The 25808-nt window shown below is 71.7% G+C and carries 22 protein-coding genes; 7 read left to right on the top strand and 15 right to left on the bottom strand.

Annotation, left to right across the window (positions count from 1 at the left end; genetic code table 11):
• Window positions 1–62: 62 nt before the first annotated feature.
• Complete coding sequence (locus tag IEZ25_RS01830; protein ID WP_224748265.1) at window positions 63–494, bottom strand: PTS sugar transporter subunit IIA; 432 nt, start codon at window positions 492–494, stop codon at window positions 63–65.
• A gap of 212 nt (window positions 495–706) precedes the next feature.
• Between IEZ25_RS01830 and IEZ25_RS01825 the strand changes: the two genes are divergently transcribed.
• Window positions 707–1384, top strand: coding sequence for a hypothetical protein (locus IEZ25_RS01825; protein WP_191197677.1), 678 nt, complete (start codon window positions 707–709; stop codon window positions 1382–1384).
• A 137-nt stretch (window positions 1385–1521) separates the two neighbouring features.
• Here IEZ25_RS01825 and IEZ25_RS01820 read toward each other — a convergent pair whose 3' ends face one another.
• The 3 genes from IEZ25_RS01820 to ptsP all read right to left on the bottom strand — a co-directional run bounded on the left by IEZ25_RS01820 (window position 1522) and on the right by ptsP (window position 6680).
• Window positions 1522–3072 (bottom strand): PTS mannitol transporter subunit IICB, encoded by a 1551-nt coding sequence (locus IEZ25_RS01820; RefSeq protein WP_191197676.1) that lies wholly within the window; start codon window positions 3070–3072, stop codon window positions 1522–1524.
• Between the two features lie 138 nt (window positions 3073–3210).
• A complete protein-coding gene (locus IEZ25_RS01815; RefSeq protein ID WP_191197675.1) occupies window positions 3211–4947 on the bottom strand; it encodes an alcohol dehydrogenase catalytic domain-containing protein in 1737 nt (578 codons plus the stop codon).
• Window positions 4948–4985: 38 nt separating this feature from the next.
• Complete coding sequence (gene ptsP / locus IEZ25_RS01810; protein ID WP_191197674.1) at window positions 4986–6680, bottom strand: phosphoenolpyruvate--protein phosphotransferase; 1695 nt, start codon at window positions 6678–6680, stop codon at window positions 4986–4988.
• Between the two features lie 84 nt (window positions 6681–6764).
• Between ptsP and IEZ25_RS01805 the strand changes: the two genes are divergently transcribed.
• From IEZ25_RS01805 to IEZ25_RS01790, 4 genes are read left to right on the top strand one after another with little or no spacing between them, the layout of a single operon-like run.
• A complete protein-coding gene (locus tag IEZ25_RS01805) occupies window positions 6765–7532 on the top strand; it encodes a DeoR/GlpR family DNA-binding transcription regulator (protein ID WP_191197673.1) in 768 nt (255 codons plus the stop codon).
• Window positions 7529–8482: a 1-phosphofructokinase family hexose kinase gene (locus IEZ25_RS01800; RefSeq protein WP_191197672.1), complete on the top strand. Its 954-nt coding sequence runs from the start codon at window positions 7529–7531 to the stop codon at window positions 8480–8482. Before IEZ25_RS01805 ends, IEZ25_RS01800 begins: the two co-directional genes overlap by 4 nt.
• Window positions 8479–10605: a PTS fructose transporter subunit IIABC gene (locus IEZ25_RS01795; RefSeq protein ID WP_191197671.1), complete on the top strand. Its 2127-nt coding sequence runs from the start codon at window positions 8479–8481 to the stop codon at window positions 10603–10605. Before IEZ25_RS01800 ends, IEZ25_RS01795 begins: the two co-directional genes overlap by 4 nt.
• A gap of 46 nt (window positions 10606–10651) precedes the next feature.
• Window positions 10652–10894: an HPr family phosphocarrier protein gene (locus tag IEZ25_RS01790; protein WP_191197670.1), complete on the top strand. Its 243-nt coding sequence runs from the start codon at window positions 10652–10654 to the stop codon at window positions 10892–10894.
• 62 nt (window positions 10895–10956) lie between these two features.
• Here IEZ25_RS01790 and IEZ25_RS01785 read toward each other — a convergent pair whose 3' ends face one another.
• The 8 genes from IEZ25_RS01785 to rimP all read right to left on the bottom strand — a co-directional run bounded on the left by IEZ25_RS01785 (window position 10957) and on the right by rimP (window position 19216).
• The gene (locus IEZ25_RS01785; RefSeq protein ID WP_191197669.1) at window positions 10957–11982 is read right to left on the bottom strand and encodes a hypothetical protein; all 1026 of its coding nucleotides are present in this window, start codon (window positions 11980–11982) and stop codon (window positions 10957–10959) included.
• A complete protein-coding gene (locus tag IEZ25_RS01780; RefSeq protein WP_191197668.1) occupies window positions 11975–12913 on the bottom strand; it encodes a bifunctional riboflavin kinase/FAD synthetase in 939 nt (312 codons plus the stop codon). Before IEZ25_RS01780 ends, IEZ25_RS01785 begins: the two co-directional genes overlap by 8 nt.
• A 54-nt stretch (window positions 12914–12967) precedes the next feature.
• A complete protein-coding gene (gene truB / locus IEZ25_RS01775) occupies window positions 12968–13837 on the bottom strand; it encodes a tRNA pseudouridine(55) synthase TruB (protein WP_191197667.1) in 870 nt (289 codons plus the stop codon).
• A complete protein-coding gene (gene rbfA, locus IEZ25_RS01770) occupies window positions 13837–14301 on the bottom strand; it encodes a 30S ribosome-binding factor RbfA (protein ID WP_191197666.1) in 465 nt (154 codons plus the stop codon). The genes truB and rbfA overlap by 1 nt, the downstream gene beginning before the upstream one ends.
• Before the next feature lie 148 nt (window positions 14302–14449).
• Window positions 14450–17245 carry a translation initiation factor IF-2 gene (infB, locus tag IEZ25_RS01765; RefSeq protein WP_191197665.1) on the bottom strand — a complete coding sequence of 932 codons (2796 nt, stop codon included), beginning with the start codon at window positions 17243–17245 and terminating at the stop codon, window positions 14450–14452.
• 99 nt (window positions 17246–17344) lie between these two features.
• Window positions 17345–17602, bottom strand: a complete 258-nt coding sequence (locus tag IEZ25_RS22075; protein WP_397182870.1) for a YlxR family protein — start codon at window positions 17600–17602, stop codon at window positions 17345–17347.
• A gap of 142 nt (window positions 17603–17744) precedes the next feature.
• Window positions 17745–18728: a transcription termination factor NusA gene (gene nusA / locus IEZ25_RS01755; protein WP_191197664.1), complete on the bottom strand. Its 984-nt coding sequence runs from the start codon at window positions 18726–18728 to the stop codon at window positions 17745–17747.
• The gene (rimP, locus tag IEZ25_RS01750; RefSeq protein WP_191197663.1) at window positions 18728–19216 is read right to left on the bottom strand and encodes a ribosome maturation factor RimP; all 489 of its coding nucleotides are present in this window, start codon (window positions 19214–19216) and stop codon (window positions 18728–18730) included. The genes nusA and rimP overlap by 1 nt, the downstream gene beginning before the upstream one ends.
• A gap of 116 nt (window positions 19217–19332) precedes the next feature.
• Here rimP and IEZ25_RS01745 point away from each other — a divergent pair, with 116 nt between their 5' ends.
• Both IEZ25_RS01745 and IEZ25_RS01740 read left to right on the top strand, forming a co-directional pair.
• Window positions 19333–19839 carry a hypothetical protein gene (locus IEZ25_RS01745; RefSeq protein WP_191197662.1) on the top strand — a complete coding sequence of 169 codons (507 nt, stop codon included), beginning with the start codon at window positions 19333–19335 and terminating at the stop codon, window positions 19837–19839.
• A 13-nt stretch (window positions 19840–19852) separates the two neighbouring features.
• On the top strand, window positions 19853–20281 hold the full coding sequence (locus tag IEZ25_RS01740; RefSeq protein WP_191197661.1) for a DUF4439 domain-containing protein: 429 nt from the start codon (window positions 19853–19855) through the stop codon (window positions 20279–20281).
• A gap of 259 nt (window positions 20282–20540) precedes the next feature.
• Here IEZ25_RS01740 and IEZ25_RS01735 read toward each other — a convergent pair whose 3' ends face one another.
• The 3 genes from IEZ25_RS01735 to IEZ25_RS22070 are packed head-to-tail and all read right to left on the bottom strand — an operon-like array spanning window position 20541 to window position 25730.
• Complete coding sequence (locus IEZ25_RS01735) at window positions 20541–21266, bottom strand: HAD family hydrolase (protein WP_191197660.1); 726 nt, start codon at window positions 21264–21266, stop codon at window positions 20541–20543.
• A 46-nt stretch (window positions 21267–21312) separates the two neighbouring features.
• Window positions 21313–23088 (bottom strand): proline--tRNA ligase, encoded by a 1776-nt coding sequence (locus tag IEZ25_RS01730; RefSeq protein WP_224748264.1) that lies wholly within the window; start codon window positions 23086–23088, stop codon window positions 21313–21315.
• 56 nt (window positions 23089–23144) lie between these two features.
• A complete protein-coding gene (locus tag IEZ25_RS22070) occupies window positions 23145–25730 on the bottom strand; it encodes a CHAT domain-containing protein (protein ID WP_191197659.1) in 2586 nt (861 codons plus the stop codon).
• Window positions 25731–25808 lie beyond the last annotated feature (78 nt).

The raw sequence follows: 25808 nt of genomic DNA, 5'->3' as shown, positions 1-25808 counted from the left end.
CACCCCGACGCGCGAGAGCCCCCGCCGTCGTCCGGCGGGGGCTCGTCGGCCTGTGTCAGCTCCTACAGCTTCTCGCCGAGGATGGCCAGCACGTCGTCGGGCGTCTCGGCGGTGGCCAGCGAGTCGACCCCGCCCGCGGAGGTGAAGATGCCGGCGATCGCCTGGAGGACGGTGAGGTGGTCGTCGCCGGCGCCGGCGATGCCGACGACGAAGAAGGCGAAGTTGCCGTTCCAGTCGATGGGCTCGTCGTAGCGGACGAACGAGATGGCCGTGCGCTCGATGAGAGACTTGGCCTCGTTGGTGCCGTGCGGGATCGCCAGGCCGTTGCCCATGAACGTCGACACGGAGCCCTCGCGCTCGTGCATGGCGGCGACGTAGGCCTCGGGCACGGCACCGCTGGCCACCAGCAGGTTGCCGGCCTCGGTGATGGCGGCGTCCCGGTCCCGGGCCTGCCCACCCAGCACGATCGACTCCCGGCTCAGTACGTCGCTCATCTCGGCCTCATTCCTCGCAGGTGCTGGCACGATCCGCCACCGCGGACGCCGACGCGAGTGCGTCGTGGAGCCATCACACCACATCTGCGGTGACGGCCGGGTTCGCGAAGTCCGTCACACGCGGGCGCGTGCGCCTCTAGTCTGGGCGCGTCGATCGGATGCTCGTGGCGACGGTCGCAGGTCCCTTGGTCGAGCACGAGAAGGACAGTCGCATGAGTGACACCCAGACCACGCAGGCGGGCGGCTTCACCGCCCACGGCGACGGCCGCTACCGCGGCGACGACGGGCACGGCGGCGAGCTCGCCGGGATGGCGCTGTACGTCGTCCGGGCGCTCGCCCAGGTCGACCAGCTCCTCGGGCTCGGCGAGATGCAGGCCCTCCACGCAGGCGGCGGGCGCCGGGAGCTGTCGGCCACGGTCGGCCACGAGGGCGACTTCGGCCTGGAGGTGACCTGCACGCTGAGCAGCACCGGCGTCGAGCCAGCCGAGACCACCACCCAGGCTGTGGCCGCCACCCTCGGCGACGAGCTCGACCACGTGATGGACCAGGTGAGCGGGATCGAGATGGTGGCGGGCTGCTTCGTCGTCTCGGCGTCCGGTGACCTGGTGGCCGACAAGGTCCCCGGCATCGACCGCGACGGCCTGGCCGGGACCGGCCGTCGGATGAAGGTGGCCTACGACGCCTTCGACCGGTTCCTCGGCACGACGTCGCTCGTGGCCGGCTACGCCTGGGTGCAGCTGGTCTCCGCACCCGTCGGCAACGGCCTCGCCGTCGCGATCGCCGACCTCGGCTGCTCGGCCGAGGAGATCGTCTCGGCCATCCACGTCGGCGGCGGCGTGCTGAGCGGCGTGGACCTCGCGACGTTCCGCACCGGCGTCCTCGCCGACTGACCGGCGCCCGCCCGGCGGCACCCGACGTACGCCCGGGCCACCCATGCCACAGGGCCCGGTCCTCCGCTCGTGCGGATGGCCGGGCCCTGCGTCAGGTCACCCGCTCGGGACGGGTCGGGCCTGGGTCTGGCTGGGCGTCAGGAGGGGTTGTTCTCCTCCACCATCGCCACGATCTCGTCGTAGCGCGGGCTGCCCATGAAGTTGTCGACCGACACGTGGATCGCCGACGGGCTCCTCTCCTGGGCCCGGGCCGTCAGGTCCTGGTGGGTGACCACCAGGTCGACGTCGTCGCTCAGGTTGGAGATCGCCTTGTTGACCACCGTCACCTCGCTGTGACCGGCGTCCTGGATCTTCTTGCGGAGCACCGAGGCACCCATCGCCGAGGAGCCCATGCCGGCGTCGCAGGCGAACACGATGTTGCGGATCTCCTTCGTGGACGTGGACGTGGTCGTGGCGGTGCCGGCGGCCGCGGTGCCACCGGTCAGCGCGCTGGCGACCGAGGACTTCTTGCCCTTCATCTGCTCCATGGAGGCGGTCGCGTGGACCAGCTCGTCCTCGGCCTCCTCGGTCTTGTCCGTCTTCAAGATGATGGCGGCGACGACGAAGCTGGCAGCCGCACCACCGATGATGGACAAGGTGACGCCGACGTAGTCCATGACCGTGGAGTTGGTCTGGATGTAGACCGCGAACACCGAACCCGGCGCAGCGGGCGCGCGGAGGCCGACGTCGAAGATCACGTTGATGAAGATCTGCGACATGCCGCCGGCGATCATGGCCACGATCAGCTTGGGCTTCATCAGCACGTAGGGGAAGTAGACCTCGTGGATGCCGCCGAGGAAGTGGATGATGAGCGCGCCGGGAGCCGACGACTTGGCCATGCCCTTGCCGAAGAACATGTAGGCGAGGAGGAGACCCGCGCCGGCGGCGGGGTTGGCCTCGAGCAGGAACAGGATGGACTTGCCGGTCTCCTGGACGTCCGCGGTGCCGAGCGGGGTCAGCACGCCCTGGTTGATGGCGTTGTTGAGGAACAGCACCTTGGCGGGCTCGATCAGGATCGAGGTCAGCGGGAGCAGTCCTGCGTCGGTGATGGCCTTCACGCCGTCGCCGAGGATGTTGGCGATCCAGGTGAGGACCGGGCTCATCGCGAAGAACCCGAACGTGGCGAGGATGAAGCCCCAGATGCCGGCCGAGAAGTTGTTGACCAGCATCTCGAAGCCGGGCTTGATCTTGCCGTCCCAGATCGCGTCGATGTGCTTCATCGTCCAGCCGCCGAGCGGGCCCATGATCATGGCGCCCATGAACATCGGGATCGACGTGCCGGCGATGACGCCCATCGTGGCGATCGCGCCCACGACGCCACCGCGAGCGGTGTCGTTGTAGACCATCCGTCCGCCGGTGTACGCGATGAGCAGGGGCAGCAGGTAGGTGATCATCTTGCCGACGAGCCCGCCGCCCGTGTCGGCGAAGTCGCCCCACCCGCCGATCTCGGCGACCCAGCTGTCGGGCGCGAGGCTGCCCTTGCCGCCGAGGTTGAGCCAGCCCACCTCGATGAAGAGCGCGGTGATGAAGCCCCAGGCGATGAAGGCGCCGATGTTGGGCATCACCATGTTGGAAAGGAACGTGCCGAACTTCTGCACGCGCACCCGTGCGCCCGGTCCGGACGAGGTGGTGGAAGTTGTGGTCGCCATGCTTGATGTCCTCCAGTTGAACGAGGGGTGACCCCCATCACATGATGCAGGAATTAAACCTCACGAACGGGCATGTTGCCAAGCATTCGGGCAGGAATTCATGCCCGACTGTGTGGCTTTCTCAGGATCGGGTCCGCGCTAGCCACCCAGCTGGCTGTCGAACAGCGCCTTCTCCACCTCGCCGTTCCACGTGTCGCCGGGTCCCAGCTTCTCGGCGACGTCCGGCAGCGCGTCCTTCAGCTCGTCGAGCCCCGTGAGGGGGAGGTCGTGGATCTGCGGGAAGATCAGGACCTTCCCCGAGTAGGTGCCGTCGACGAGCGCCTGGAGGCCGTCTCGGACCGCTCGCATGCCGCCGACGGCCCCGACGATCGATCCCGGGGAGAGCTCACCTCGGGTGGCCAGGTCCACCACCTGCTGCTGGTCGTGGATGGTCAGGCCCGAGGTCCCGGTGTACTGGGCGTTGCTGAGGTAGACCTCGCTCAGGTTCAGCGGCGCGAGCGTCCCGTTGGGGACACCGGCGAAGAAGACCAGCATCCCGTCGGACCTCATCAGGGTGTCGGCCTCGGCCATCACGCCGGAGATGGGGACGCTGACGACCACGTCGTCGGCCCCCTGGTCGTCGGTGAGCCCCATGACGAAGTCGTGGAGGGACTGCTCCGCGGTCTGGGAGTTGAACGTGATCAGCTCGCAGCCGTTGTCCTCGGCGAGGTGGGCCAGACGGTCCTCGAGGGCCTTCAGGCGCTCGTCGCTCACCTCCGTGGCGATGATGCGTCGGGGACCGTCGGGCTGCTGGATGGCGCGCTGGACGTGCATCAGCCCCATGGGGCCGCCGGCGCCCACGAAGACGGTGGTGCCGCCCGAACGCAGGTCGCAGCGGTTGCGCTCCTCGCCGTAGGAGGCGGCGATGTCAGGGCCCTGCCCACCGACGTAGGCGGTGTAGTCGTAGTGCAGGCGGCCCACGTCGGCGTCCACCAGGCCGTCGAGGGCGGTTTCGCCCACCATGTTGAGGGTGCCCCGCCGGGCGATGTGGGTGGCCACGGCGCCCGCCGTCGCCGCGGAGCGCGGATCGAGCATGACGATGTCGTCGAAGCCGACGCCGTCGGTCAGCTCGTCCACCAGCGCCTGGTAGTCGTCGGTGCCGATGCCGTCGCGCACGACGACGGTGGCCGAGGTGTCGTCCAGCAGCTTCGCCACCGAGGCGGGCACGTCGGTCAGGACGACGGTGGCCGGGGCATCGAGCCCCGAGGAGAAGGCGTACTCCCGCTCGTCGCCGGGCCGGCCGACGATCCACATGGTCCCGCCGTTCTTGGGCTCCAGGCGGCGACGCTGCGTGTAGGCGGCCATCACGCAGCCCCAGGGCTCCAGCGTGGACGCCTCGGCGTAGCCGAAGGAGTCCGGGAGCGGCAGCAGGCACGCCCCGTCGTCGGTCTCGAGCATCTCGGCGCCCATCAGGTGGTACTGGATGAGGCCGCCGGGGATCGTGTAGCCGTAGGCCGTGCTCCTGCCGTCCTGGTAGATGTCGGGCTGCACGGCGAGCCGCTGGCCGGGGTGATAGCTGTCCTTGAGGTGCTCGCCGACCTCGATGACGGTCAGGCTCACCTCGTGCCCGAGCCGGGTGGGGTCGTGGGCCAGGTCGCGGTTGTAGAGCTTCGGGTGGCTGCCGCCCTGGCGCATGATCTTCACGTCGGAGAAGCAGAGACCGACGCTGTCGATGCGCACCAGCATGTGGTCGGCGTCGGGTCGAGGGATGGCGACCTGCTCGGGTGCACCGTCCTTGCCGAGGCTCTCCTCACCCGCGCCCCACAGGTTCCAGGCCCAGGCCTCGTCGGGCACGTCAGTGTCGGCGGCGCGGTAGCGGTCGTAGGCAGATGTCATGGTTCCTCCGTCGTGGGTTCGGTCGTCGGCGAGCGGGTTCAGTGGCCCAGCAGCTCGCGCACAGCGGCACGCGCCGCCATCGGGTCGGGCGCACCCAGCGCGGCCTCCGCGGCCGCCTCGCAGGTCTCGAAGGAGACCTTGCCGAGCTGGGCACCCACCGGGCGTACGGCGCGGGCGGCCATCGAGAGCGACGTGATGCCCATCCCGATGAGCGCCGTGGCCAGCAGCGGGTCGGCCGCGGCCTCACCGCAGACACCCACCGGCTTGCCGGCCTCGGTGCCGGCGTGCGCGGTGATCGCGATCAGCTGGAGCACAGCCGGCTGCCAGGGGTCGGTCAGGTGCGCCAGGTCGGTGGCCATGCGGTCGGCGGCCATGGCGTACTGGGTCAGGTCGTTGGTGCCGATCGAGAGGAAGTCGACGACCTCGAGCATCCGGTGCGCGAGCAGGGCGGCGCTGGGGATCTCGACCATCACCCCGGCCTTGAGCCCGCGGTCACGCACCTTCGCCGCGAAGTCGGCGGCCTCGGCGACGGTCGCGACCATCGGCGCCATCACCCAGGTCTCGGTGCCGGTCCTTTCGGCTGCCGCGGCGATGCCGTCGAGCTGGCGGTCCATCAGGCCGGGGTTGTCGAAGCTCAGCCGGAGGCCGCGCACGCCCAGCGCGGGGTTCTCCTCGCCCTCGTGGGTCGCGAACGCGATCGGCTTGTCGGAGCCGGCGTCGAGGGTGCGGACGACGACGTAGCGACCGTCGGAGTAGGGCGCGAGCACGGCGCTGTAGATCTCGGCCTGCTCCTCGACGCTCGGCTCCTCCAGCTGGTCGAGGAAGCACAGCTCGGTGCGGAACAGGCCGACGCCTCCCACGGGCTCGGAGCCCGCGGACTCCGCCGAGGCGCCGTCGGCGACGTTGGCGAGCAGCTTGAACGGCATGCCGTCCGAGGTGGAGGCGGGCCCGCTCCAGCTGGCGAGCTCCTCGCGCAGCCGGCGGCTCTCCTCCACGCGGGCCCGGGCCTCCTCGGGATCGGCGCCCTGCTCGATGGTGCCCGCCTCGCCGTCGACGACGACGAAGGTGCCGGACTCGAGGGCCGTGATCCCGGCGGCCCCGACGATGCAGGGGATGCCGAGCTGGCGGGCGATGATCGCGGTGTGGCTGGTGGCGCCGCCGCGCTCGGTGACCAGCGCCGTCACGAGGCTCGGGTCGAGCCCCGAGGTGTCGCTCGGAGCGAGGTCCTCGGCGACCAGGATCGACGGCTCCTTTGGGGTCGGGACGCCCGGCTCGGGCTCGCCGACGAGGTGCGCGACCACCCGGCGCTCGATGTCACGCAGGTCGGTCACGCGCTCGGCCATCAGGCCGCCCATGTTGGTGAAGATCGTGACGAACTGCTCGACCGCGCCCTGGACGGCCGCGACCGGCCCCTGCCCGGACTGAAGGTTCTTCGACACGCCCGAGCGCAGACCCTTGTCACGGGCCAGCCCGGCGCTCGCGGTGAGCACCTCGGCCGCGGCGCCCTGGGCGCGGGCGGCCTTCGAGGTGAAGGTGTCGGCGACGGCACCGGCCGCGTCGTCGTAGGCCGCCAGGGCCGCGTCGGCGTCGGAGAAGTCGCCCTCGCCGTAGCGCGCGATCGCGTCGGGCGAGACCTCGCCGCGCACGTGGAGGACGGGACCAGCGGCGACACCCGGCACGACCGGGGTCCCGCTCAGACTTTCGCTCTGGGACGGGTGCTCGGGTGTGGTCATGGACACACCGTAGAACACGGCGTTGTTGACAAGCAACACATTCGGGACTAAAACAACACATACGCAGATCCCGGAAGGGGGCCCATGTACGCGGAAGAGCGCCAGCAGGCGATGGCACACCTGATCAGCCGCCGCGGGCGCCTGTCCGTGGTGCAGCTCTCCGAGGAGTTCGAGGTCACCACCGAGACCGTCCGCCGCGACCTCTCGACCCTCGACCGGATGGGCCTGGTCCGCCGTGTCCACGGTGGCGCGGTCCCGGCCGGGTCGCTCACGGTCATCGAGTCCGGCATCGGCGAGCGCGACCAGTCCAACACCCAGGCCAAGGAGGCCATCGCCAACGCGGCGATCGCCTTCCTCCCCTCCCCCGACTCGGTGGTCGTGATCGACGCCGGGAGCACCACGGCCCGCTTCGCCGCCGCACTCCCGCGTGACCACCGCCTGACGGTGGTCACCCACGCGGTGCCCGTGGCGACCCGGCTGGCCGGTCTGCCGCAGATCGAGCTGCACCTGCTCCCGGGCAAGGTGCGACCCGCCACCCACGCCGCCGTCGGCGCCGAGACCGTCGCCGCGCTCGCCGAGCTCCGCGCCGACGTCGCCTTCGTCGCCACCAACGGCCTCACGGTGGGCCACGGGCTCACCACCCCCGACAGCGACGAGGCCGCCAGCAAGCGCGCCATGATCGCGTGCGCGCGCCGCACGGTCGTGCTCGCCGACTCCACCAAGCTGGGCGTCGAGACCGCGGTGCGCTTCGCCACGCTCGACAGCCTGGACGTGCTCGTCACCGACAGCGACATCGAGGCCGCGGACCGCCGCGCGCTGGAGAACGCCGGAATCGAGGTAGTGATCGCATGATCCTGACCCTGACCCCCAACCCGAGCTTCGACCGCACCGTCATGCTCGACGGTGAGCTCGAGCGAGGACAGGTCCACCGGCTCGTCTCGGTGACCTCGCAGGCCGGCGGCAAGGGGGTCAACATCTCCCGCGCGGCCGTGAGCGCCGACATCCCCAGCATCGCCGTCGTACCTGCCCTCAAGGACGACCCGTTCGTCCTCGAGCTGCTCGGGGCGGGGATCGACTGCCGCCCCGTGCGACCCGCGGGCGGCGTGCGGGTCAACCTCACGATCACCGAGCCCGACGGCACCACCACCAAGCTCAACTCCCCCGGCGCGGAGGTCGGTGCGGAGGACCTCGAGCGGATGGTCGAGGCCGTCCTCGCGCGCGCCACGACCGCCGACTGGACCGTGCTCGCCGGCTCGCTGCCCGCTGGTGCACCGGCCGGTTTCTACGCCGACCTCGTCTGCCGCCTGCGCGCGGTCGGCGGCCACGTCGCGGTCGACACCAGCGAGGGTCCGCTGCTGGCCCTGGTCGAGGCCCTGCCCGAGGCCGCTCCCGACCTGATGAAGCCCAACGGCGAGGAGCTGGCCTCCTTCACCGGCGCGGACCCCGACGAGCTCGAGTCCGACCCCGAGGCCACCGCGGCCGCCGCCCGCCAGCTCATCGCCCGGGGTGTCGGCGCCGTCCTGGCCACCCTGGGCGGCAACGGGGCCGTCCTCGTCACCCCCGAGGGGGCGTGGCACGCCACGCCTCCGCCCACGACCGTGGTCAGCACGGTCGGCGCAGGCGACTCCAGCCTCTTCGGCTATCTGCTCGGCGACATCAGGGGCCTTGCGGCTCCGGAGCGCCTGGCGTTGGCTGTGGCCTACGGCAGCGCCGCCGCAGGACTGCCCGGCACCACCATCCCCCAGCCCTCACAGCTCCGCACGGAGCTGGTCGGCGTCACCGCCCTCGGAGGCACCGCATGACCGACCTGATCACCACCGACCTCGTGCGGCTCGGTGCCGCCTGGGGCGACGACAAGCACGACGTCATCCGCGCCCTCGCCGGCGTGGTCGACGACGCCGGTCGCGCCTCCGACAGGGACCAGATCGTCGAGGACGCGTTCGCGCGCGAGTCCACCTCGGCGACCGGCCTCCCCGGCGGCATCGCCATCCCGCACTGCCGCACCGCGGGCGTCGAGACGCCGACGCTCGCCTTCGCCCGCCTCGACCCGCCGGTCGACTTCGGCGCCAAGGACGGACCGGCCGACCTGGCCTTCCTGATCACCGCGCCCGCCGGCGGCGACGCGGACCACCTGACCATCCTCACCAAGCTGGCCCGGGCCCTGGTCAAGCCGGCCTTCACCGACGCCCTGCGCACCGCCGAGACTCCCGAGGACGTCGTCGACCTGGTCAGCCACGAGCTCGGCGAGGCGCCGACCCCCACGGCGAGCGCCCCCGCGCCGTCCGGAGCCCCCTCCGGTGCCGCCACCGCCGACGGCGAGGTCGCGTCGACCCCGCAGGCCGATCCCGCAGTGACCACGAGCCCGGGCGGCAAGCCGTCACTGGTCGCCGTGACCGCCTGCCCGACCGGCATCGCCCACACCTACATGGCCGCCGAGGCGCTCGAGGCCGCGGCCGAGCGCGCCGGCGTCCAGCTCCAGGTCGAGACGCAGGGCTCGGCCGGGTCGACCCCGCTCTCCCCCGACACCATCGCGTCCGCCGGCGCCGTGATCTTCGCCGTCGACGTGGGCGTCCGCGACCGCGGCCGCTTCGCCGGCAAGCCCATGGTCAGCTCGAGCGTGAAGCGGCCGATCGACGACGCCGACGCGATGATCGCCGAGGCACTGAGGTACGCCGCCGACCCGGCCGGCTCGCCGAAGGTCGAGGGCACCGCCAGTGAGGGTGGCGCCTCGTCGACCGCGGAGGAGTCCTGGGGCGGCCGCGTGCGTCGCGTGCTGATGACCGGCGTGTCCTACATGATCCCGTTCGTCGCGGCGGGTGGCCTGCTGATCGCGCTCAGCTTCCTCCTCGGCGGATACGAGATCGTCGGTCCCTACGGGGACATCGCGGTCAACAACACCCTCTTCAGCCCACCGGACCCCGCCGCGCTCGGCCTGGACCACGCGCTGTTCGGCTCGGGGGTGCTGGCCTACATCGGCGCCATCTTCTTCATCATCGGCAAGACGGCGTTCATGTTCTTCGTGCCGGCTCTGGCCGGATACATCGCCTACGCCATCGCCGACCGGCCCGGGATCGCTCCGGGGTTCGTGATGGGTGGCCTCGCGATCAACATCTTCAACGTGCAGTCCTCCGGCGACGACCCGGTCGGCCTGGCACAGACGGGCTTCCTCGGCGCCATCGTCGGTGGTGTGCTCGCCGGCCTGATCGCGCACTGGCTGCAGCAGCGCAAGGTGCCCTCCTGGGCGCGCGGGCTGATGCCTGTCCTGGTGATCCCGCTGTTCACCTCGATCGTCGCCGGGCTCCTGATGATCCTGGTGTTCGGCAAGCCGATCTCGTGGTTGATGACCCAGCTCACCGACGGACTGAACGGCATGAGCGGTTCGAACGCGATCCTGCTCGGCGTCATCCTCGGGCTGATGATGGCCTTCGACATGGGCGGCCCGCTCAACAAGGTCGCCTACAGCTTCGCAGCAGCAGGCGTCGGCACGGCGGCAGCGGCCTCGGCCGACGCTCCGGAGCTGAAGATCATGGCAGCGGTAATGCTCGCGGGCATGGTGCCGCCGATCGCCCTGGCCCTCTCCACCGTCGTGCGACCGAGCCTCTACACCCCGGCCGAGCGGGAGAACGGCAAGGCCGGCTGGCTGCTGGGCGCCTCGTTCATCACCGAGGGCGCGATCCCGTTCGCTGCCGCCGACCCGCTTCGCGTCATCCCGGCGATCATGGCGGGCAGTGCGGTGACCGGCGGACTCTCCATGGCGCTGGACGTCTCGGTCCGGGCGCCCCACGGCGGGATCTTCGTCCTCTTCGCCGTGTCCAACATCGCGGGCTACCTGATCTCGCTGCTCGCAGGTGTCCTCGTCGGGGCCGCCCTGGTCACCCTGCTCAAGAGCCGCGGCCGGTCTGACGCCGACCTCGCTACTGTCTGACTCACGTTCCAGCCAGGCACCACCCGTCCAGCCCTGAAGGAGAACCATGCCCAGCAAGTCCGTCGTCGTCGGCTCCGCCGTCGGCCTCCACGCCCGTCCCGCCGCGATCATCGCCGAGAAGGCCGCCGAGCTCGGCTCGGACGTGACCATCAACGGTGTCGACGCCAGCTCCTCGCTGATGATCATGACGCTCGGTGCCGGCCACGGCGACACCGTCGAGGTCGCCGGTGACGACCAGGGCGCCGTCGACACGATTGCTGAGCTGGTCGAGCAGGACCTCGACGCCTGATCTCCGGCCCACCGCCTCGACGGGCGGTGCGTGAGGGGCTTCCGACGCGGTCGGGACCCGTCTCACGCACCGCCCGTCGTCGCGTCCGGAGCGTGTCGTGAGTCGGCCGCGCCGCGCACCGAGCGGTAGACCGCCCGGGCACTCACCGCGCGCTCGAGCTCGTCGAGGATCGAGCTGAAGAACTGCTTGCGATAGAGCTCGTCGGTCACCGCGTAGACGGTGAAGTAGAACCCGCTGAACGCCGCGAGGAACACCGACACCTGGACCAGCTCCCAGTTGGCGCGGTCGAAGCCGGGAATCGCGTGCAGCGACTCCTGCTGGGTCCAGGTGACGATGACCTCGGGTTGCATCACCAGCAAGCCGAAGAGGACGAAGAAGACGAACACCGACACGCTCAGCAGCACCACCTGCACGAGCTGGGTGATGAGCAGCATCAGCAGGAGGTTGGCCTTCTGCAGCCCTCCGAGCCGGGTCTCCTCGCTCGCGCGCACGTCGCCGCCGATCCCTTCGAGCGGCGTGCCCGCGCAGCGGCGCGCGATCACCTCCGGGTCGACCTCCTCGTCGAAGACCGCGAGCTCCTCGGGCAGGCGGGCGAGCAGGAAGCCGACGGTGATCGCGACGAACAGCGCCACCGTGAGCCACATGACCGAGCCGTCGAGCGTGGCCGCGACCTGCCACACCTCGGCGTTGATGAACAGGAACGTCACGAAGAGCAGGAGCAGCGGCAGGGCGCGGGTCACCAGCGGGAAGAGCAGCCCGAGGCTGGAGAACGTGCGGCGTGCCGCCCAGCGGGCGATCACCCACGCTCGCAGCGTGAACAGGGCGTACGCCGCGAGCACCAGCAGCGCGGCGTTGACGCCGGGGACCAGGCCGTTGTCCCAGCCCAGGTCGGCCAGCGCGAAGCCCGCGACGACCCCGGCGCCCAGCAGCAGCGCCACCGCGGCGACGAGCAGCAGCCGGCGACGGGTCAGGCCGCGGTGCACCTCGGCGCGGATGTCGTCGACGAAGTAGGGCAGCCCGTGACCCACGAACCACTGCTCCGCAGCGGCGAGGTCGACGGGGTCCGGCCGGTGGGCCGGCTCAGGCACCCAGGACCTCGCGCGCGCGGCGTACGTCGTCGTGCATGGTCTCGATGAGGGCCTCCATGCCCTCGAACTTCACCATCCCGCGCAACCGGTCGACGAAGGCCACCTCGACCTCGACGCCGTAGAGCTCGAGGTCGTCGCGATCGAGGACGTAGGACTCGACGCGCCGGTCGCGCTCGCCGTCGAAGGTCGGGTTGGTGCCGACCGAGATCGCGGCGGGCAGGCGCTCCCCCGTGTCGAGCCGGGTCAGCCAGCCGGCGTAGACGCCGTCGGCGGGTGCCGCGTCGACGGGCGGGATCGGGACGTTGGCCGTCGGGTAGCCCATCTCGCGGCCGCGCTTGTCCCCCTCGACGACCGTCCCGCGGACGGTGAACTCACGACCGAGCGCCTCGGCGGCGCCGGCCACGTCGCCGGTGGCCAGGCACTGGCGGACGTAGGTCGAGCTCCACACCTGCGGACCCCCGTCGAGGGGCACGCCCACGGTCTCGAAGCCGCGAGTCGCTCCGGCCTCGACGAGCGTGGCCACCTCGCCGGCCGCCTTGGCGCCGAAGCGGAAGTTCGCGCCGACCACGACGGCCTCGGCGTGGAGCGCCTGCACCAGGATCCGGTCGATGAACTCCGCGGGTGACCAGCCGGCGATCGCCAGGTCGAACCCGACCACCAGGATCGCGTCGACGCCGGCCGACTCGAGCAGTCGTGCGCGGGTGCGGATCGAGGTCAGCGTGGGCGGGGCGTGGTCCGGGCGCAGCACCGCCATCGGGTGCGGGTCGAACGTCACCGCCACCACGGTGTCGATGCCCAGTCGGGCCGCGGTGGCACGGGCCTCGCGCAGGACGTGGGCGTGCCCGAGATGCACGCCGTCGAAGTTGCCGATGCTGACGACCGTGCGGCCGAGGTCGGCCGGCACGTCGTCGACGTCTCGCCAGATCTGCACCCGGGAAGCCTACTGGCGCGCCGTCCGCCCCGCAGACGCCCCCCGGGAGCGTGGTCAGACGAAGACCGCGACCGGTTTCGCCTTCTCCCCGCGCGCCTCGTAGAGCGCGAGGAACTCCCCGTCCGGGGCGAAGACCGCGTGCGGCCCGGGACCGGGCAGGGCCAGGTGGAGGGCACGGCCGAACCGCACGTGGGCGGCCTGCTCATCGTCGAGGTCGACGCCCGGGAACGTGCTGCGTGCGGCGTCGGCCATCGGCAGCACGGTGAGGTCGTCGCTGAGCTGGTCGAGCGTGTGGGCGACGGTGAGGTCGAAGGACCCCACGGCCGTCCGCCGCAGCGCGGTCAGGTGACCACCCACCCCGAGCGCTGCACCCACGTCGCGGGCGATGGCGCGGACGTAGGTGCCGCTCGAGCAGCGGACCGAGATCCGCACGTCCGGCAGCGACACCTCGTGGACGACGATCTCGTGGATGGTCACCGGCCGTGCCTTCAGCTCGACCTGCTCACCGTCGCGCACGCGAGCATAGGCCCGCTTGCCGTCGACCTTGATCGCGGAGACGGCGGTCGGCACCTGCTCGATGTCCCCGACCAGCCTCGCCAGCTCGGCGCGTACGTCGTCCTCGCGGACACCGTCGGTCGAGGTGGTCGCGACGACGTCGCCCTCGGCGTCGTCGGTGGTCGTGGAGGCCCCGAGCCGGAGGGTGGCGTCGTAGGCCTTCTCGGTCAGCATGAGGTGACCGAGCAGCCGGGTGGCGCGGTCGACGCCGAGCACCAGCACGCCCGTGGCCATCGGGTCGAGCGTGCCGGCGTGTCCCACCTTGCGGGTGCCGGCGAGCCGACGGACCCGGGCCACGACGTCGTGCGATGTCATGCCCGGGGACTTGTCGACGACGACCAGACCGGGGGTGACCGTGGCACCGGCCATCAGGGGCGGTCGTCGTCCGGGTCGTCGTCCTCGTCGAGGTCGTCCTCGACCACGCGGGGCTTCTTGTAGGGGTCGGCCTCGCCGGCGTACGTCGCACCGCGCTGGGCCGCGACGGCCTCGTCCTGCTCCTTGGCGCGAGCGAGCAGCTCCTCCAGCTCCCGGGCGGTCTCGGGGAGGGCGTCGGGGATGAAGGTCAGCGTGGGCACGATGCGCATGCCGAGCTGCTTGGCGACCTCGGAGCGGATGACGCCCTTGGCCGACTCGAGCGCGGCCGCGCTGCTGGCACGCTCCTCCTCCGCACCGAGCACGGTGTAGAAGATCGACGCCTGCTGGGAGTCTCCGGTGACGCGGACGTCGGTCACGGTCACGAAGCCCAGCCGGGGGTCCTTGATGCGCCGCTCGAGCATCTCGGCGACGATCACCTGGATCCGGTCGGCGATCTTGCGCACACGAGGACTACTCATCGACGTACTCGCTTCGCTCCGTGCGCCGACGAGGCACGTGTTGCCCTGTGCCCACTGATTCGCTCGCTTCGCTCACTCATGGATCTCACTCTCTCAAATGTCGACCGGGCACCTGCGAGGTGCAGATGCCCGGCCGAGTTGTCCTACGTCAGGTGCGCGCGATCTCGCGCATCTCGAACGACTCCACGACATCGCCGATCTTGATGTCCTGGAAGTTGCGGAGCACCAGACCACACTCGAAGCCCTCGCGGACCTCGGAGGCGTCGTCCTTCTCGCGGCGGAGCGAGGAGAGGTCGAGGTTGTCGGCCACCACCGCTCCGTCACGCAGGACCCGCACCTTGGCGTTGCGGCGGATGAGGCCGGAGGTGACCATGCAGCCTGCGATGTTGCCGGCCTTGGACGAGCGGAAGATCTCGCGGATCTCCGCCTGACCGAGGGTCGACTCCTCGTAGATCGGCTTGAGCATGCCCTTGAGTGCCGCCTCGATCTCCTCGATCGCCTGGTAGATGACCGAGTAGTAGCGGATCTCGACACCTTCCTTGTCGGCCATCTGGCTCGCCTTGCCCTGCGGGCGGACGTTGAAGCCGATGATGATGGCGTCGGAGGCGGCGGCCAGGTCGACGTTGGTCTCGGTGATCGCACCGACACCGCGGTCGATCACGCGCAGCGAGACCTCCTCGCCCACGTCGATCTGGGAGAGGGCGTCCTCGAGCGCCTCGACCGAACCGGACACGTCTCCCTTGAGGATGAGGTTGAGCTCCTGGCTCTCGCCCTTCTCCATGGAGGCCATGAAGTCCTCGAGGCTGCGACGCACGCGACGCTTGGCCTGCATGGCCGCCCGCTCGCGCGCCTCACGCTTCTCGGCGATCTGGCGAGCCATCCGGTCGTCCTCGACCACGATGAAGTTCTGGCCCGCACCCGGCACCGCCGAGAGGCCCAGCACCATCGCCGGACGGGACGGGTCTGCCTCGGTGATCTCGTTGCCGTGCTCGTCGAGCATGGCGCGGACGCGACCGTGGGCCGGTCCGGCCACGATCGAGTCGCCCACGCGCAGCGTGCCGCGCTGGACCAGGACGGTCGCCACCGGACCGCGACCGCGGTCCAGGTGCGCCTCGACCACGAGGCCCTGGGCGTCCTGGTCGGGGTTGGCCCGCAGGTCCAGCGACGCGTCGGCGGTGAGCACGACGGCCTCGAGCAGCTTGTCGAGGTTGAGCCCGGCCTTGGCCGAGACGTCGACGAACATCGCGTCGCCGCCGTACTCCTCGGGGATCAGGCCGTACTCGGTGAGCTGGCCGCGGACCTTGGTGGAGTCGGCCTCCGGCTTGTCGATCTTGTTGACCGCCACCACGATCGGCACGTTGGCCGCCTTGGCGTGGTTGAGCGCCTCGACCGTCTGCGGCATGACGCCGTCGTCGGCCGCGACGACCAGGATCGCGATGTCGGTGGCCTGGGCACCACGGGCACGCATGGCGGTGAACGCCTCGTGACCGGGGGTGTCGATGAGGGTGATGCGACGGTCGTCGCCGTCGACCTCGGTGTGGACCTGGTAGGCACCGATGTGCTGGGTGATGCCTCCGGCCTCCTTGTCGACCACGTTGGCGTCACGCAGCGCGTCGAGGAGCTTGGTCTTTCCGTGGTCGACGTGACCCATGACGGTCACGACCGGCGGGCGGATCACGAGGTCGTCCTCGCTGCCCTCGTCGGCACCGAACTCGAGGTCGAAGGTCTCGAGGAGCTCGCGGTCCTCGTCCTCCGGCGACACGATCTGGACGACGTAGTTGAGCTCCTCTGCGAGCAGCTCGAACGTCTCGTCACCGACCGACTGCGTGGAGGTCACCATCTCGCCCAGCGAGAACAGCATCTGCACGAGCGCAGCGGCGTCGACGTTGATCCGCTCGGCGAAGTCGGTCAGCGAGGCGCCACGCGGGAGACGGACGGTCTCGCCGTTGCCCTTGCGGACGCGCACGCCACCGATGGTCGGGGCCTCCATGGCCTCGAACTCCTGACGACGGGCGCGCTTCGACTTGCGACCACGCCGCGACGGACCACCCGGGCGACCGAAGGCGCCCTGGGTCTGGCCGCGCTGGCCGGGACGACCGCCACCGGGGCGACCGCCGCCGGACGGGCCGAACCCGCCGGGACGACCCGGGGCACCGCCCGGGGCTCCACCGGGAGCGCCGCCGCGACCCGGGGCACCGCCGCGGGCGGGAGCGCCGGGACGACCGGGGCCGCCACCGGGGCCACCGCGTGCCGGACGGCCGCCGGGGCCGTTGCCGAACGCGGCCGGGGACTTCGGCATCATCGCCGGGTTGGGGCGCGGCATGCCGGGACGGGCGTCGCCGCCGGCCGGCGGACGCGGCGGACGGTTGTCGTCGCCGCTCGTGCGGGGTGCCGGCGCCGGGCGCGAGCCCATGCCCTGGCTGGGCGCGAACGGGTTGTTGCCCGGGCGCGGGGCGCCGGGGCGACCCACCGGGCGCGGGGCCGGGGAGGGCGCCTTGGCGGCCGGGGCCTCCGGCTCGGCGGCAGGAGTCTCGGGCTCGGCGACCGGGGCCTTGGGGCCGGGCCTGGGTCCCGGCCGGGCGGCCGGGGAGGCGGACTCCTTGACCGGCGCCGGGGCCGGAGCCTCGACGGGTGCCTCAGCCGGGGTCTCGACCGGTGCCTCGGCGACGGGCTGCGGAGCAGCCTTCGGGCCGGGCTTGGGTCCGGGCTTGGCACCGGACGACTTGGCGGCCGGCTTCTCGGCCGGCGCCTCGGGGGCGGGGGCTGCGGCCGCTGCGGCCTTCAGCTCGTCGCCGTACTGCTTCTTGAAGCGCATCTCGACGGGAGGCTCGACAGTCGACGATGCCGACTTGACGAACTCCCCCATCTCCTTGAGCTTCTCGAGAACGAACTTGCTCTCGACTCCGAACTCCTTGGCGAGTTCGTGGACTCGGGTCTTTGCCACGGTTGGTCTCTACTCCTTCTGGTCCGTGACCCCAGAAGGACGGGGGAAACGGAACAGCTAGTGGGTGTGCACACTCATTACGAGTTACTCATCGAGTGCTCATGAGCTGCGTGCTCCAGTTTCTGGTCGGTGCTGCTGTGATTCGGACTGGTCGTGCTGGATCGAGCGGAGGTGCTCCTCCACCGGCGCCCCGGCGAGCGTGACGCCCGAGCGCAGGGCTCGGGAGAAGGCTCGTCGTCGCACCGCGAGCTCCCAACACTCCTGCGTGGGGTGCACGTGCGCCCCGCGACCTGGTGCCCGGCGGCCCGGATCGGGCACCAGGGCCGGTCGACCCTCGGAGTCCGAGCCCGCGACCACGCGGAGAAGCTCGCTCGCAGTGGCCCTGGAACGACAACCCACGCAGGTCCGGACGGGTCCGGGCGCAGAGATGTCAGACGTGATGGCCACTGACGACCACTCTAGCCGGTGGGGCCAGTGGTTTACGAACCGGGAGGCCGGCTCACGCCTCGTCGGGGTGGGGCGCCTCGTCCGACCTGATGTCGATGCGCCAGCCGGTGAGCCGGGCAGCGAGCCGGGCGTTCTGGCCCTCCTTGCCGATGGCGAGCGACAGCTGGAAGTCGGGCACGACGACGCGGCAGGAGCGGGCGGCGAGGTCGACGATCTCCACCGAGGTGACCCGGGCCGGCGACAGGGCGTGGCCGACCATCTCTGCCGGGTCCTCGGCCCAGTCGACGATGTCGATCTTCTCGCCGTGGAGCTCGCTCATCACGTTGCGCACGCGCTGGCCCATCGGTCCGATGCAGGCGCCCTTGGCGTTGACGCCGGGGATGCGCGAGTGGACGGCGATCTTGGTGCGGTGGCCGGCCTCGCGGGCGATCGCGGCGACCTCGACGGTGCCGTCGGCGATCTCGGGGACCTCGAGCGCGAACAGCTTCTTGACCAGCGTCGGGTGCGAGCGCGACAGGGTGATCTGCGGACCTCGCATGCCCTTGCGCACCGACGTCACCAGGCACTTGATGCGCTCACCGTGGACGTACTTCTCGCCCGGCACGCGCTCGCTGACGGGCAGGATCGCCTCGAGCTTGCCGAGGTCGACCATGACGTCGTCGGGATTGCGTCCCTGCTGGATGATGCCGGAGATGATGTCGCCCTCCTTGCCGGAGAACTCGCCGAACTTGATCTCGTCCTCGGCGTCGCGCAGCCGCTGGAGCATCACCTGCTTGGCCGTCGTGGCGGCGATCCGACCGAAACCGTCGGGGGTGTCGTCGTACTCCGGGCCCGCGGTGCCCTCGTCGTCGAGCTCGCGCGCCCACACGGTCACGTGGCCGCTCTTGCGGTCCAGCTCCACGCGGGCGGGGTGGGAGGACTCGGTGGCCCGCTGGTAGGCGGTGAGCAGCGCCTGCTCGATGGCCTCGGCGAGCACCTCGAAGGAGATCTCCTTCTCGCGCTCCAGCATCCGCAGGATGCTCAGGTCGATGTCCATCAGTCGTCCTTCTTCTCGCTCTTGCGGTTGAACTCGATCTGCACGAGCGCCTTCGCGACCTCCGCGTAGGCAACCTCGTGCCGGGTGCCGGAGACGTCGAGGGTGACCGCGTCGTCCGACGAGTCGAGGATGCGCCCGGTCAGCTCCGAGCCGTCGGCCAGTGTGGCCTTGACCAGGCGGTCCTCGTTGCGGCGCCAGTGGCGCGGCAGGGTGAGCGGCCGGTCCACCCCCCGGCTGGTGACCTCCAGCGTGTAGGGCATCTCCCCCATCACGTCGGACTCGTCGAGCACCCGGGACACCTCACGCGTCGCGTCGGCGACGTCGTCGAGCGTGACGCCGCCGTCCTTGTCGACCGCGACGCGCAGCACACGACGCTTGCCGGCCGGGGTGACCTCGACGGCCTCGACGTCCATGTCCAGCACGCTCAGGGGGTCGACGAGCTCAGCCTCGATGCGGTCCCGGGTGGCGTCCTGGCGGGGAGTGCTCATGGGGTGCGACCTCCTTGTGCTGTTGAAAGGATCAACACCTTAGCGGCCGGCACCCGACGCCCGACATCGCCCGGCGGGCCGACGGAGCGGGCTCGTCGGGTGGGTAGGGTTCGGGGGTGCCAGCACGCCCGATCACCCGTCGTACGGCGGTGGGCTCGGCGCTCGCGGCGCCGCTCGTGCTGAGCGCCTGCGACATCGACCCGCCGGCCCGCGAGGTCGAGCCGCAGGGCTCGACCGCCACACCCGAGCCGCCCGAGGACGCCGCGGTCGTGGCCGCCGTGGTCGCCTCCCTGGCTCGTGCGATCTCGGTGCTCGAGGCCGCCTCGCTCAGCGTGCCCACCCTCGGTCAGCGCCTCGAGCCCGTGGGGGCCGCGCACGCCGCGCACCTCGAGGTCCTCGCCGGCGCCGTGCCGGACGCCGACCTGCCCACGCCGGCACCTCCCACGGTGGCACCCCGGATCCTGCGGGCGCTGAACGCGGTCCGGCGCTCGGAGACGCGGCTGCTGCGCGAGGTCCGCGACGGGTGCCTGGACGCGTCCAGCGGCGACCTCGCGCGTGTCCTGGCCAGCATCGCGGCGTCGACCGCGCAGCACACCGCGGCCCTGTCCACCGAGGTGACCTGATGAGCACTCCACGATGAGCACCCTCGACGCGCTACAGACCGTGCTCGCCGACGAGCACGCGGCCCTCTACACCTACGGCGTCCTCGGCGCCCGGACGTCACAGACCGCGACGCCGGCGCTGTACGCCGCCCTGACCGCGGGCTACCGACGCCACCGGGCGCGTCGCGACCAGCTGCGGATCCTCGTCGAGGCTGCGGGCGCCGAGCCCGCGGCCGCCGCACCGGCGTACGAGCTCGACGGCCGCCTGCTGCGCCCACCGCAGCTGCAGGCCGCGGCACTCACGATCGAGGCGGAGAGCGCCCAGTCCCTGCTCGCCCTCGTCGCGCAGTCGAGTGGTGACGTGCGCGAGTGGGCGCTCACCGAGGCGACGTGGTCGGCCTCGTGGCAGCTCGAGCTCGGCGGCTCGGCGCAGACCTGGCCGGGCGCCCCCGAGCTGGACTGAGGCCCGTAGCCGGCGACACGTCCCGAAATGGGGAGACGGCCCGCGGCCTCAACCATTGGGAAAGTCCCGAGATCCTTCCCAATGGCCGAGGACACGGACCGCCTGTGGGGTTGGTCAGCATCACCCATGTGGCCCCTCCTGTGGGGGTGGCGGGGCCACATGCACAATCATGCATTCGATCCGCGTCGAAGAGAAGCGGATCCTCACTGCATGTTGATGCAACGCAGAAACATGCAGCAGAGCCGCGCGGCCAGGCAGGTCACCGTTCGTCCCAGCGCCGCACCACGTCCGCCACCTCCGCGAGCGAGGCGACCGTGGCGTCGGGCTCACCCTCGGTGTGCCCGACCTGGTCGGCGGGGATGTTGCTGAGCGGGACGTGGATGGCCCGCATCCCCGCGTGATGCGCACCCCAGACGTCGTCGAAGAGCCGGTCGCCCACGTAGACACAGGCGCCCGGGTCGCTCACGCCCACCGCCTCCATCGCCGCGCCGAAGGCGAGCGGCGACGGCTTCGTCCAGGGGATCTCGCTGGAGTAGACGTCGCCGTCGACGAGGTCGTAGACGCCGTCGCGCTCGAAGAACCCGACGTGCCACGCGCGGGGCCAGATGGTGTTGGAGAGCACCCCGACCTTGAGCCCGGCGGCCCGGAGCACCTCGAACAGGGGCCGCACCTCCGGATCGGTGAGGGTGTGCGGCTCCCAGAAGTCGTAGTAGGCCGCGAGCAGCTCGGGGTCGTGGTCGAGCCCGGCCTCGGTGAACAGGTCGGCGATGGTGGAGCTCTGCTGGTGATCGCGGCTGCGCCCCCACACGACGCTGCCCGCGCGGTGCAGCCGCTCGGCGTGCGCGTGGTGGTCGTCGTCCGGCGAGGGCGTCCGTCGTACGGCCTCGGCCAGTGCGACGGACTCGGCGTGGAAGTCCACGTCGTGCCACCGCGTGAGCGTGCCGCCCCAGTCGAAGATCACTGCCTCGATGCGCGTCCCGGCCATGTCGGCGAACCTATCGAAGCGACGGGCCCGGTCCGCTGACCACGTCTCAGCCGCGGACGATCTCCAGGATGCGCGCGGCGGCGGCGTCGACGGCGACGTCCTCGCGCTCACCGCTCCTGCGGTCGCGGACCTCGACGTTGCCGTCGGCCAGGCCACGCCCGACCGTGACGATCGTCGGGACGCCGATGAGCTCGGCGTCCTTGAACTTCACACCGGGGCTGACCTTGCCGGTGCGGTCGTCGAGCAGCACCTCGACCCCGGCGTCGCTGAGGTCACGCGCCAGCTGCTCGGCGGCGGCGTGCACCGCCTCCTCCTTGCCGGCGGCGACGACGTGCACGTCGGCGGGGGCGACGTTGCGCGGCCAGCACAGGCCGATCTCGTCGAGGGTGCCCTCGGCGATCGCGGCGACCGCGCGCGACGGACCGATGCCGTAGGAGCCCATCGTCACCGTCACGAGCTTGCCGTTCTCGTCGAGCACCTGCAGCCCGAGCGCGTCGGCGTACTTGCGACCGAGCTGGAAGATGTGGCCCATCTCGACGCCGCGCGCGGACTCGAGCGTGCCCTCGGCGCAGTTGGGGCAGGCGTCGCCGTCGCGGACGTCGGCAGCCTCGATCGTGCCGTCGGGCGTGAAGTCGCGGCCCACGACCATGTCGATGACGTGGGAGCCGTGCACGTCGGCGCCGGTGACCCATCGGGTGCCCTCGGACACGCGGGGGTCGACGACGAAGCGGATGCCCGACGTCGACTCCTCGCCCAGCGCGCCGGGCCCGATGTAGCCCTTGGTCAGTGCGGGGTGCCTGGCGAACTCGGACTCGTCCATCGCCTCGACCTCGATGGGCTCGAGCTGTCCCTCGAGGCGCTTCTGGTCGACCTCGCGGTCGCCGGGCACGCCGATGGCGAGCGGCTCGCGGGTGCCGTCGGGGTGCTTGAGCACGACGAGCACGTTCTTGAGCGTGTCGCCCGCCGCCCAGGGCCGGTCGTCGCGGGGGAACGCCTCGTTGAGGTGGTCGACGAGCGAGTCGATGGTGGGCGTGCCGGGGGTGTCCTCGGCGTGCGCGGCCGGGACGTCGTCGTACGACACCGGGGCGGGCGCGGGCACGGTGACGGCCTCGACGTTGGCCGCGTAGTCGCAGTGGGTGCACCGGACGTAGGTGTCCTCACCGACGGAAGCCTTGGCGAGGAACTCCTCGCTGGCCGAGCCTCCCATCGCGCCGGAGGTCGCCTTGACGATGACGTACTCGAAGCCGAGCCGGTCGAAGATCCGGACGTAGGCGTCGCGGTGCTGCTGGTAGGACTTCTCGAGACCGGCGTCGTCGATGTCGAAGGAGTAGGAGTCCTTCATGACGAACTCGCGCCCGCGCAGCAGGCCCGCCCGGGGACGTGCCTCGTCGCGGTACTTGGTCTGGATCTGGTAGATCGAGAGGGGCAGGTCCTTGTAGGAGGAGTAGAGGTCCTTCACCACGAGGGTGAACATCTCCTCGTGGGTGGGGCCGAGCAGGTAGTCGGCACCCTTGCGGTCCTGGAGCCGGAAGATGTTGGGTCCGTACTCGGTCCAGCGCCCGGAGGCCTCGTAGGGCTCCTTGGGCAGCAGCGCGGGGAAGGACAGCTCCTGCGCGCCGATGTCGTCCATCTCCTCACGGATGATGGCCTCGATCCTGCGCAGCACCCGCAGGCCCAGCGGCAGCCAGGTGTAGATGCCCGGGGCGTTGCGGCGGATGTAGCCGGCGCGGACCAGCAAGCGGTGGCTCGGGACCTCGGCGTCGTTGGGGTCGTCGCGCAGGGTGCGCACGAACAGGGTCGACATGCGGAGGACTCGGGCCATGGGCGCAAGGATAGGTGTGCGTCGCCGAGCGCCGCGAACCAGTTCCCGCGACCCGGCTACACACCGAGGACGGTGAACGACGCCGCGGTCGCCGCCAGCACCGGGTCCCCCGCGGCCGACCGGCGTGCGGCGAGCAGCGCGTCGCCGAGCCCGCCGCCCGAACGGAGGCTGGCGTGCAGGGCCACCATCACCTCGACGGTGGCGGCGTCGTCGACCTCGGCGAGGCTCGAGACCACCCCGGCCGTGCCCATCGAGAGCAGGGCGGCGGCGAGCCCGAGCAGCTCCTGGTCACCGACGGGCGCCATCACGCCGGACTCGCACGCCGACAGCACGACGCGGTGCGGCGGGCGTTCGAGGCGCTGGAGGTCGTGGACCAGCAGGGGGCCGTCGGCCAGGGTGAGCGAGGAGAAGAGCGGGCTGTCCTCACGGAAGTGCCCGTGCGCCGCGACGTGGGCCAGCGACGCTCCGTCGAGCGCCGCGAGCGACGCCGCGACGGTGGCCTCCGATCCGTCGAGCACCTCGGCCGCCGGATCCTGCGCGGCGACCGCCGGGACCTCGGCACCGCCGCTGCCCAGCCCAGGCCCGACCAGCAGCACGCGGCGATCACCCTCCGCGGTGGACCTGCGGGCACGCAGCCACAGGCGCGCGGACGGGGTGCTGCTGAAGGGACGGTCGGCCAGCGCCGGCAGCAGGCCCCACGGCACGCCCTGCAGCGTCGAGGTCCCGGAGACGACGACCCGCGACTCCCCCAGCCGGTCGAGCGCCGTGCCGAACAGCGCCTGCTGGAGGCGGGAGCCGGCCACCTCGACCTGCGTACGACGACCGCGCGAGGCCTGTCGCAGCGTGAAGAGGGAGAAGTCGACGGCCTTCGCGGCCGTGGCTGCGGGCCCGACGTGGAGGTGGCGGACCCGACCGCGGGCGGCGACGAGGGCGTGGAGCTCTCCGTCGACCTCGGTGAGCTCGACGAGGGTCGTGTCGTCCTCGGAGAGGGCGTCGAGGAGCTGACGCACGTCGAGGGCCGAGGCAGTCTCGCCGGAGCCGCGCAGGTGGAACAGGCGCTGCCGCACCGACTGCTCGAGCCTGGTGACGCGTGCCCGGAGTCGGTCGGTCGGTGCGCCCTCGGCGGCGGCCTCGGCCAGGCGTTGGTGCTGCGCTCGCAGGGCGGCCAGGTCGGCGGTGGTCGCCGGGTCGTGCTCCGCGGCGCCCGACGGCAACGCGAGCGCGGTGGCACGCCACCTCTCGGACCAGCGCAGGAGCTGCCTGGCGTCTCGGGAGGCCAGCGCCGTCCGTGCGCCGAGCTCGGCCAGCTCGGAGCCGTGGCCGGACGACAGCGCCCGCAGCTCCTGGCTGCCGAACGTCGCGCTGTGCTCGTCGAGCGCCACGAGTCCCCGGTCGCACGCGCGGAGCACGGCGCCCTGGTCACCGGAGAGCTCGCTCCGGCGTGCGTGCGCCAGCCAGCCCAGCGCGCGCTCGGCGGACGTGGAGGCGTGCCTGGACGAGCTCGCCTCGGCCAACCAGGCATCGGCGAGCCCCGCGGCGCGTGCCGAGCGCACGTGCCGCGCCAGTCGCGCGCCGAGCATCAGCGCCTGGGGCAGCTCCTGAGCGCCGACCTCGCGCGCCGATCCGATGAGACGCTCGGCCCGTCGCAGCAGGGGCGCGCCGTCGCCTCCGCGCACCGCCCGGCCGCTGAGGGCCAGCAGGTCGGCGCGGACCCGGTAGGTGTGGCGCCCCTGTGCCTTCATCAGCCGCGATGCCTCGTCGGCGGCAGCCACGGCGCGATCGGCATCGCCCGCGGCGAGGGCCGCGTCGGCCACGGCGACGAGGAGGTCGGCACGCTCGGGAGGGAGCAGCGGTCGGGAGGTGAGCACCTCCTCGACCACCACCAGCGCCTCGGCCGCCAGCCCGCTCGCGAGGTAGGCGTCGCACCTGTCCGCGACCAGGTCGGTGCTCGTCTCCCCGATGGCGTCGAACCTCTCGCTCGCCTCGGCGTACCTGGCGAGCGCGAGCGGCAGGTCGTCCGTCACGCGCGCCACCCAGCCCAGGTTGTGCACGGCGGTCGCGACCGCCGTCGCGTGGTCGTCGAGCTCCGCGAGCCGGGCGGACTCCTCGAACGCCGCGGTCGCCTGCTCCAGCTCGCCGACCGCCGCGTGCGCGAGGCCCTGCAGGTTGCGGGCCCGCCCCTCCCAGACCCGGTCGCCCTCCTCGGCGAAGATCGGCAGCGCTCGTCGGAGGTCGTCCATGCTGTCCTCGTAGCGCGCCAGCACGAACCCGACGACCAGCGCGCGTCGCACCAGGAGCCTGGCGAGCGCCAGCCCACTGACCTCCTCCGACGCGCGGTCGAGCTGGGCCATCCCCTCGCCGACCCGTCCCAGCCGCGCGAGGGTGGCGCCCAACGTCGCGCGGACATCCCCCACGCGGTCGCTGTCACCCGACCGTCGCGCGAGCCGCAGGGCGGTCCGGAGGGACGCCAGGGACTCCTCCGCCTTCGCCTCCTCCCGGAGCACGATCCCCACCACCTGGTGCCCGATCGAGGAGAGGTAGGGGTCGGCATCGGGGACGAGCTGCGCGAGCGCGCGTGCGCCGGCCGCGGCGGGATCCGAGAAGAGGGTGCGGAGCAGCTCCTCCGCCTCGTCCCTGTGCACTGCGCCATCCTTGCCGATCAGGCCGGAAAACCTGCGCAAACCACCTCCGCTCGGCGGCTGCTCGGCGATAGCGTCTCG

Source organism: Nocardioides hwasunensis (genome assembly GCF_014779665.1).
Taxonomy (GTDB): domain Bacteria; phylum Actinomycetota; class Actinomycetes; order Propionibacteriales; family Nocardioidaceae; genus Nocardioides; species Nocardioides hwasunensis.
This window is presented reverse-complemented; position numbering and strand designations above follow the sequence as displayed.

Bases quoted from the DNA above. Each gene is read 5' to 3' on its own strand.
- IEZ25_RS01820 (WP_191197676.1), bottom strand. From the start codon at position 3,072: ATGGCGACCACAACTTCCACCACCTCGTCCGGACCGGGCGCACGGGTG.
- IEZ25_RS01825 (WP_191197677.1), top strand. From the start codon at position 707: ATGAGTGACACCCAGACCACGCAGGCGGGCGGCTTCACCGCCCACGGC.
- rbfA (WP_191197666.1), bottom strand. From the start codon at position 14,301: ATGAGTAGTCCTCGTGTGCGCAAGATCGCCGACCGGATCCAGGTGATC.
- IEZ25_RS01795 (WP_191197671.1), top strand. From the start codon at position 8,479: ATGACCGACCTGATCACCACCGACCTCGTGCGGCTCGGTGCCGCCTGG.
- nusA (WP_191197664.1), bottom strand. From the start codon at position 18,728: ATGGACATCGACCTGAGCATCCTGCGGATGCTGGAGCGCGAGAAGGAG.
- IEZ25_RS01740 (WP_191197661.1), top strand. From the start codon at position 19,853: ATGAGCACCCTCGACGCGCTACAGACCGTGCTCGCCGACGAGCACGCG.
- IEZ25_RS01805 (WP_191197673.1), top strand. From the start codon at position 6,765: ATGTACGCGGAAGAGCGCCAGCAGGCGATGGCACACCTGATCAGCCGC.
- ptsP (WP_191197674.1), bottom strand. From the start codon at position 6,680: ATGACCACACCCGAGCACCCGTCCCAGAGCGAAAGTCTGAGCGGGACC.
- IEZ25_RS01830 (WP_224748265.1), bottom strand. From the start codon at position 494: ATGAGCGACGTACTGAGCCGGGAGTCGATCGTGCTGGGTGGGCAGGCC.
- rimP (WP_191197663.1), bottom strand. From the start codon at position 19,216: ATGAGCACTCCCCGCCAGGACGCCACCCGGGACCGCATCGAGGCTGAG.
- truB (WP_191197667.1), bottom strand. From the start codon at position 13,837: ATGGCCGGTGCCACGGTCACCCCCGGTCTGGTCGTCGTCGACAAGTCC.
- IEZ25_RS01800 (WP_191197672.1), top strand. From the start codon at position 7,529: ATGATCCTGACCCTGACCCCCAACCCGAGCTTCGACCGCACCGTCATG.
- IEZ25_RS01735 (WP_191197660.1), bottom strand. From the start codon at position 21,266: ATGGCCGGGACGCGCATCGAGGCAGTGATCTTCGACTGGGGCGGCACG.
- IEZ25_RS01790 (WP_191197670.1), top strand. From the start codon at position 10,652: ATGCCCAGCAAGTCCGTCGTCGTCGGCTCCGCCGTCGGCCTCCACGCC.
- IEZ25_RS01730 (WP_224748264.1), bottom strand. From the start codon at position 23,088: ATGGCCCGAGTCCTCCGCATGTCGACCCTGTTCGTGCGCACCCTGCGC.
- IEZ25_RS01815 (WP_191197675.1), bottom strand. From the start codon at position 4,947: ATGACATCTGCCTACGACCGCTACCGCGCCGCCGACACTGACGTGCCC.